The sequence below is a fragment of the Pseudolactococcus reticulitermitis genome, assembly GCF_002260845.1.
Lineage (GTDB): Bacteria > Bacillota > Bacilli > Lactobacillales > Streptococcaceae > Pseudolactococcus > Pseudolactococcus reticulitermitis.
Window position 1 is genome coordinate 319,503 of sequence record NZ_BEDT01000003.1, and the last position, 7,732, is coordinate 327,234.

6 protein-coding genes and 1 riboswitch are annotated in these 7,732 nt (G+C 41.2%); of the genes, 1 reads left to right on the plus strand and 5 read right to left on the minus strand.

The features are described 5' to 3' along the window. Window positions 1-87: 87 nt before the first annotated feature. Entirely contained in the window at window positions 88-870 is a 783-nt protein-coding gene (locus RsY01_RS07565) for an ABC transporter ATP-binding protein (protein WP_094784949.1), read from the plus strand. A 74-nt stretch (window positions 871-944) separates the two neighbouring features. On the opposite strand, the gene rpsN is transcribed toward RsY01_RS07565, so the two are convergent. From rpsN to RsY01_RS07590, 5 genes are all read right to left on the minus strand, one after another. Next, window positions 945-1,214: a 30S ribosomal protein S14 gene (gene rpsN / locus RsY01_RS07570; RefSeq protein WP_094784950.1), complete on the minus strand. Its 270-nt coding sequence runs from the start codon at window positions 1,212-1,214 to the stop codon at window positions 945-947. Between the two features lie 228 nt (window positions 1,215-1,442). Next, window positions 1,443-2,375, minus strand: coding sequence for a manganese-dependent inorganic pyrophosphatase (locus RsY01_RS07575; RefSeq protein WP_094784951.1), 933 nt, complete (start codon window positions 2,373-2,375; stop codon window positions 1,443-1,445). 80 nt (window positions 2,376-2,455) lie between these two features. Then, the gene (mgtA, locus tag RsY01_RS07580; protein WP_094784952.1) at window positions 2,456-5,029 is read right to left on the minus strand and encodes a magnesium-translocating P-type ATPase; all 2,574 of its coding nucleotides are present in this window, start codon (window positions 5,027-5,029) and stop codon (window positions 2,456-2,458) included. Between the two features lie 315 nt (window positions 5,030-5,344). Beyond that, window positions 5,345-5,511: riboswitch (M-box (ykoK) riboswitch) on the minus strand. 203 nt (window positions 5,512-5,714) lie between these two features. Further along, window positions 5,715-7,286, minus strand: a complete 1,572-nt coding sequence (locus RsY01_RS07585; protein ID WP_094784953.1) for a recombinase family protein — start codon at window positions 7,284-7,286, stop codon at window positions 5,715-5,717. Beyond that, window positions 7,271-7,732 (minus strand): recombinase zinc beta ribbon domain-containing protein (locus RsY01_RS07590; RefSeq protein WP_238594962.1); only part of this gene is annotated, 462 nt, incomplete at its 5' end. The genes RsY01_RS07585 and RsY01_RS07590, both read right to left, overlap by 16 nt.

Here is a 7,732-nt window from a genome sequence, read left to right on the forward strand (position 1 = left end):
TGCTATTCTCCCTGATATTATTGTATAATAATTAAAATAAGAATGATAGTGGTTAGCGCATAAAATTAGCGCGGGAATAGGTGGTCTATGGCGATAATTGAACTGACAGCTGTTGATTTTGTCAGAAATCAGCACCATATTTTGAAAAATATCAACTGGACGGTTGAAAAAAATGAACACTGGGCGATTCTAGGGCTAAATGGCTCTGGTAAATCTAGTCTTTTAAAATTAATTATGGCTGAAAATTGGAAGACAAACGGCGAATTGACGGTCCTTGGTACACGGTTCGGCATTGACCGCATTCCTGAACTCCGTGCTAAAATCGGCATCGTTGGCTCTTTCATCGCGGAGCGTTTCAGACCCGACATCGTCGCTGAAAATCTTGTTTTGACTGGGCGCTATAATTCGTCCATGCTCTATCGGGAATTTTCAGAAGCTGACTTAGATGAAGCGAGAGCGCTCATGCACCAAATCGGTGCCGAACACTTGATTGGTCGTATCTATGGCACCTTATCTCAAGGCGAAAAACAGCTACTTCTGATTGCGCGTAGTCTGATGATTAACCCTCAAATTTTGATATTAGACGAGGCGACGAGTGGCTTAGATCTCTTTGCCAAAGCACGTCTCCTCGAAAAACTCCATCATATCACGCAACTCAAAAATGGCCCGACACTACTTTATATTACGCATCATCCCGACGAAATCACGACTGATTTTCAGAAAGTGTTACTCCTACGCGATGGCGAGGTTTTCGATAGCGGCACCCCTGCCGAACTACTGACCGCCCCTCTGCTGAGCGATTTCTACCAGATGCCCGTTACCGTCGACAACATTAACGACGCCTATTTCGTCCTACCCAAAAAATCCTGAACGTCGACAGGATTTTTTAATACCTTAATTAATCTGTGCAATGGTTGTATCTCAAGTAAGACTGTTTTGAGCCATCACCAGCTGGATTTTTTAACACCCGGGATTTGTCCCAGATAGGCTAACCTGCGAAAGTTAATCCGGCTCATACCGAATTTTCGCATATAGGCATGGGGGCGACCGTCAAGCCAATCACGATTTTTCAAGCGATTGGGATGGCTGTCGATTGGTAGTTGACGCAAACTTTCGATGTCTCCTGCTGCTTTCAAGGCTTGGCGACGTGCTGCATAGCGCGCTACCAAAGCTTCTTGTTTTTTAAATTTGGCGATTTTTGATTTTTTAGCCATTTTTGCTCCTTTAAATCCGTTTACGTTTGTAAACACATTCTAGCAGAAGTTTGTCCTTAATACAAATTTTTGCTACCGCTAATACAATTTTTCGCTGATGCTAATAGAGTTTTTTGCTACAGCTAATACAAAATTTTGTTACAGCTAGTGCAATTTTTCGCTACTGCTAGTGCTTATAGAAAAGCAAATAAAGAAAGTGGCTCGTCACCACTTTCTTTTTTATCTATATTAGTTGTTAAATGACTCCGTTAATTGCGGTACGACTTGTTTCTTACGTGACACGGCACCTGCTAGGAAGGCATGGTTGTTTTTCAGTTCAAAGTCAAAGGCTGCTTCGATTTTGCCAATGTTTTGTCCCAAAGCCAAGATTTCTGAGTTTGAGTTGACAATGTCTGTAATCATGAAAACAAAGTCAGAATAACCATTTGCTGCAATCGCAGCGTTAATCGCCGCTTCAATCTCATCTTGGCGTTCCAAAACTTCTGCGATATCAACTGTGTTGACTTGCGCAACACGAACAGCATTGCCATTCAGCTCGAATGTTTTCGCATCGATGTCGATAAGTTCTGCGGCTGTTTTAGTTGCTAAATTCGTACCAGCTTTAAGCAAGGCAAGACCATAAGTTTCAAGGTCAACACCAGCAATCTCAGCCAATGCCTCAGCGACTTTAAAGTCAGTTGGGTGCGTTGTTGGCGATTTGAGGAGCAAAGTATCTGAAATCAAACCTGACAAGAGCAAACCAGCTGTTGCTTTTGGCACCTCACGACCGTCAGCTTTAAACTGGCGATAAACGATAGATGATGCTGAACCAACTGGCTCCAAAGTCATGAACAAAGGTGCTTCTGTCTCGAAATTTGCCACACGGTGATGGTCGACAACGCCCATAATCGTCACATCGCGAATGTCTGAGATAGACTGTTGAAATTCATTGTGGTCAGTTAAGATAACTGTATCCGCACCTTCTGCTTGAGCAGATACCACCACACGCGGCGCTGTCACACCAAAGTAGTCCAAAGCGAAAGCTGTTTCTTCATTGACTTCACCAAGTGCGACAACTTCTGCATCAAGACCACGCAAGCGTGACAATTCAGCGAAAGCGTAAGATGAGCCAATGGCATCTGTATCAGGATTTTGGTGACCAAAAACTAAGATTTTAGACATGTTAGGAATTCCTCTTGATTTCTTTTTCAATATTTATTTTCATTGCTTATTATATCAAATTTACAGTGGTTATTAAAGATTTACGTGTTTTTTTGATAAATCATCTTAGCAAACTGCAGGGTCACGAGATAACCGATAATAATCAAGGGGAAAATCAGCCAGTAAGTCACAGGTAGTAAGTGCAGGTCAAAGAAATGACCAACAGATGTCAGACTCACGATGCTACCGACAACAAACACACCCGTCGTTGTAAACCAAACTGGGAAGCTGGCATTGCTCTTGATAAAAGGCATTTTTTTCGTCCGCAAAATATGTAAAGCCAATGTTTGCGTGATAAGCCCAACGATAAACCAGCCACTTTGGAAATTGCCCTGAAGCGCAACAACATTGTAATGGAAACCAAAATACAGCAAGATAAACGTTAAGACATCAAAGATTGAGCTGACTGGTCCAATCAAAAATGTAAAGTGCAGTAAGTTTTTCATGTTCCATGTCACAGGTTTTTCAATTTCTTCCGGATCGACATTGTCCCAAGGAATCGCCAGTTGCGCCACATCATAAATCAGATTTTGTACGAGGAGTTGCATCGACAGCATCGGCAGAAATGGCAAGAAAGCACTGGCAATCAAAATCGAGAAGACATTGCCAAAATTAGAGCTGAGGGTGATTTTGATATACTTCATCATGTTAATGAAGACGCTACGACCTTCTTGAACCCCGATTTCCAAGACTTGGAGACTTTTCTCTAGTAGGATAATGGTGCTGGCGTCTTTCGTGATATCCGCTGCCGTGTCGACTGAGATACCAACATCTGCCGTTCTCAAAGAAGGGGCGTCATTAATGCCATCTCCCATGAACCCAACGGTATGACCTTTTTGTTTCAGCAAGCCAATGACGCGCTCTTTTTGCATGGGGTTGAGCTTGGCAAAGAGGTGCAGATTTTCTGCTTGCTCAGTCAGCTCAGCATCGCTCATGCTGTCAATGTCGCTACCCAAGAGGTAGCGCTCGGCATCGATACCGACATCGGCACAGACTTTTTGGGCGACAATGGCGTTATCGCCAGTCAGGACCTTGACCGTCACACCATGCGCATGAAGAGATGAAATCGCTGTAATCGCTGATTCTTTCGCCGGATCAAGGAAGCCGATAAAGCCTAGGATGGTCAGATTATTTTCATCGGCGATGCGAATGACATCACTGTCAATCGGCTTTTGCGCCACGGTAATCACGCGCATGCCGTCCTGATTCATCTTGATATTGACCGCTTTCATTTGGTCAATGAGGTCAGGCGTTAGGGCAACTTTTTCGCCATTGATCAGGACAGATGAACAAACCTCTGCCATTTCTTCAACGGCACCTTTGGTAATCATCACCCGCTCACCAGCCAGAGATAAAGCGACCGATAGTCTCCGACGTGAAAAGTCAAAAGGAATTTCGTCAATCTTGCTGACAGTGTCAAAAGGCAATGTCTTTTTCTTGCTGGCGAAGTAATCTAGCACCGCAACATCCATGAGGTTGCGCCAACCGGTTTGATACTTAGAGTTGAGGTAGGCATAATTGAGGACGTCCTCGTTTTCATTGCCGAAAGGGTCGACATAGTGCATGAGGACGACGCGGTCTTCTGTGATTGTTCCCGTCTTATCCGTACACAAGATGTCCATCGCGCCTAGGTTTTGAATGGCTGACAGTTTTTTGACAATCACTTTTTCCTTGGCGAGTTTTTGCGCACCTTTGGCCAGATTTGAATTGACAATCATCGGCAGCATTTCAGGCGTTAAACCAACCGCTACGGCAATGGCAAAGAAAAAGGCATTATTGACATCATGTTTAGTGATCACGTTGAGGATAAAGACGATAGGAAATAAAATCGCAATCATCTTCAAAAGTAGGGCACTAACGCGTTTCAGACCGATTTCAAAGGCCGTCTCAGCCTTACTGCCTGTGGCGCTCTTGGCAATGTCGCCGAAGAAAGTGTCTTTCCCAGTTTTTAAGATGAGAATGGTCCCTTGACCACTCAAGACGTCCGTTCCCATAAATAAGAGATTTGGCAAATCAACCGCTGGTTTATTGGCATTATCTGCGCGATTGTCATCCGTCAAAGGCATTTTTTCGACAGGTAGCGATTCGCCTGTGAGCGAGCTTTGATTGATAAACAAGTCATTAGAGTTCAACAGCACACCATCGGCTGGAATCATGTCGCCGGTGTGGAGTTTGACGATATCACCAGGTACGACTTCATCCATGGGGATTTCTTGACGGGCACCATCACGAATGACAGCACTTGTATTTTCAATCATTTCACGGAGATTGATACTGGTTTTTTGGCTGGTATATTCTTGGTAAAAGCTGATAGAGACCGAACAAATCACCATCAAACTCATGACGATGACCGCCTCGATGTCATTGGTGATGAAAGAGACGATGGCTAGCAAAATCAAAACGATAACAAAGGGATCTTTGAGGGCATTGAGCCAGATTTTCCAGGCAGGTAACGGTTTTTGCGATGCCACGATATTCATGCCATAGGTTTCCAGACGGTCTTTGGCATCTGCTGTGCTAAGACCTGCTGATGTTGTTTGATAATCAGCAAATAATTGTTGGGGGGCTTGCAGCGCAAGTTTTTGTAATTCAAACGCTTTTGTCTTTTTTTCCATTTTTAGACCTCTAATCCGGTTTATCATGAGCAACACCTAAAAAACGAGATAACATACGCAGACGCTAAAGCGTCTTTGCCTATTTTCCTAAGTTTTTACGGTGATAAACGCTCATGAACACCTTTTCTTTCCGTTGAACCATTGTATTAAATTAAGTTACATAACCGGCTGTGATGGTAGGTACTTTTGTTTGATTTGAATATTTTGTCTGTCTAGCTGGCCGAGCTTGGTCTGACGAGATATTCAGATAAAACAAAAGGAATCCGTACATCAACAATAAGTTGATGCACAAGATTCCTCGATCATTTATCTGCGCACATTAGCCTATCGTTGAACTTTAGCACTATACGGCGTAAGAAAATGTTCTAGCTACATTGAAATAAACCTTCACGATTTATTTTGTTTAACCAGCTTGGCGTCTCTCGACATTTCGCGGCAGTAGCATATTTCCAGTATAGGAGCCTCATCTAACAATGATTTTATTTTGATACAAAGTATATTTGGGTATACTCTGCGAAATTGGGTAGTACTCTGACATTTTAGGTACTAAACCTTTGTTTAGTGCCTTGCTGTCTTGTTATTCTACCTTGGTACTATTTTATTGTATCACTTTCTATTCTGCTTGGCTAGATGTTTCGATGAAAAAATTTTTTTACTGAAGTAAAATGTTCTTTCTTCAATTCGATTATTCCCTTATCTCTGTTCCATCCTTAAATCTGATGATTTGTCCTTTATCGTAAATCGTGATATGTTCAAGTAAACTACACCATAAATCTTCATCAAACTTGGTAATCAAATCTAAGTTCTCAAGCGCCTTCAAAAACTTTTCAACCTGATTCTTGTGAACTTTTTTCTCAATCAGTTCTTCTTTTATCTTATTCTGTCTCATACTCACTAATTCAAATTTTTCAACTAAATGATTATATTGTCGTTCATAATCTTCTTGATTCAAGGCAACTCTTGTATTCTCAGAAATCGCCTCTTGAATCATGTCTCCAATTACCATAGCCTCATCTTCTAGATTTTTTTGTTTCTTTTCAAGTTCTTCAGTTGAAAATAATTCTGCCTTGATGACATTGAAGTTTTCAATAATGTCACGCTTATCCGAAAACAATTTGTTGACGGCATTGATAAATATCTGCTTAATTTCTGCTTCATCAAAATGTGGTGTTTGACATTTTTCCTTGCCAGAAAATTTGTGATTACATTGCCAGATGACACGACGATACTTGTCTGTTGAATGCCAAACTTTAGAACCATACCAACTAGCACAATCTCCACATTTCAATTTGCTTGAAAACACGCTTGCACGACTATAGTGACCATTGTCTTTTCTTCTAATTGCTAATTGTCTTTGAACTGCATCGAACACTTCGGAGGAAATAATCGCTTCATGATTGCCTTGAACATAATATTGAGGAATTTCCCCTTCATTCACTTTTTTCTTTTTGGTCAAAAAATCAACTGTATATGATTTTTGAAGTAAGGCATCCCCTTTGTATTTTTCATTTGTAAGAATTCTTCTAACCGTATTCGCATTCCATATGGCTTTGCCTCCCGGGGTTAAAATTTTCTCTTTTGATAGTTGTTTCGCAATCCCATATAAGGATAACCCTTTAAAAAATAAGCCGAAAATCTTTCTGATGATAACAGCTTGTGCTTTATTTAAAACTAGATTGCCATCTTCACCTCTGTCATAGCCTAGAAATTGCCCAAATGGAACGGTTACTTTGCCATCTGCGAATCGTTTTCTTTGTCCCCATGTACAGTTCTCAGAGATGGAACGACTTTCTTCCTGAGCAAAAGAACTCATTATTGTGATCAGTAACTCGCCTTTAGAATCAAAAGTCCAGATATTCTCTTTCTCAAAATATATCTCAATCCCACTTTCTTTCAATTGGCGAACTGTCGTCAGACTGTCAACTGTATTTCTGGCAAATCGACTAACTGATTTGGTTACGATTAAATCAATTTTACCTGCCAAGGCATCAGTAATCATCTGTTTAAAGCTCACACGTTTTGTCGTATTGGTAGCTGTAATCCCCTCGTCTGCGTACATACCCGCAAAGTCCCAATCTGTACGCCCTTTGATATAAGTCGTGTAATAATCAATCTGTGCCTCGTAGCTTGTTACTTGGTCTTCATTGTCAGTCGAAACACGGGCGTAAGCTGCGACCTTTTTCTTCCTATGATGAGTGATTGACCTTGAAGTATGCGGGTGGCGAGTAGCCGGTATTTTTGTTATCTGATTGACCATAATTTTTTATCCCTTCCGTAAAATTCAAATGCTAGATGCGCATCATCGAGAACCTGTATACTTTTTATCTCTTCCGCAAATGTAGTCTCATCAAATATTGGTAAAGCTAAGATCTCTGCACAAATTTTTTTCAACTCAACCTCATCAAGTTCTATTTTTTCGCATCCCAATTTTGATTTTTTTCTTGATGTACATTGCCATAAAGTTGCTTTATGACTATTTTTCTTGTGGCTCCTTCTACTAAAATTTTTGCCACAGATTCGACACTTAATTTTACTGCTGAAACAATACCTCGGATTAATAAGTACTTGCCTGCGTGCCAATTCGATTTGTACCTTCTCAAACAATTCTCGTTTAATGATGGGATCATGACAGTCTGTCATGTAGTATTGGTCCAACTCACCATGATTCCTTCTCTTATGCTTTGAGATAGGATCGAAAACATA

Coding starts and splice junctions, on each gene's coding strand:
- RsY01_RS07565 (WP_094784949.1), top strand. CDS start 88: ATGGCGATAATTGAACTGACAGCTGTTGATTTTGTCAGAAATCAGCAC.
- RsY01_RS07585 (WP_094784953.1), bottom strand. CDS start 7,286: ATGGTCAATCAGATAACAAAAATACCGGCTACTCGCCACCCGCATACT.
- rpsN (WP_094784950.1), bottom strand. CDS start 1,214: ATGGCTAAAAAATCAAAAATCGCCAAATTTAAAAAACAAGAAGCTTTG.
- mgtA (WP_094784952.1), bottom strand. CDS start 5,029: ATGGAAAAAAAGACAAAAGCGTTTGAATTACAAAAACTTGCGCTGCAA.
- RsY01_RS07575 (WP_094784951.1), bottom strand. CDS start 2,375: ATGTCTAAAATCTTAGTTTTTGGTCACCAAAATCCTGATACAGATGCC.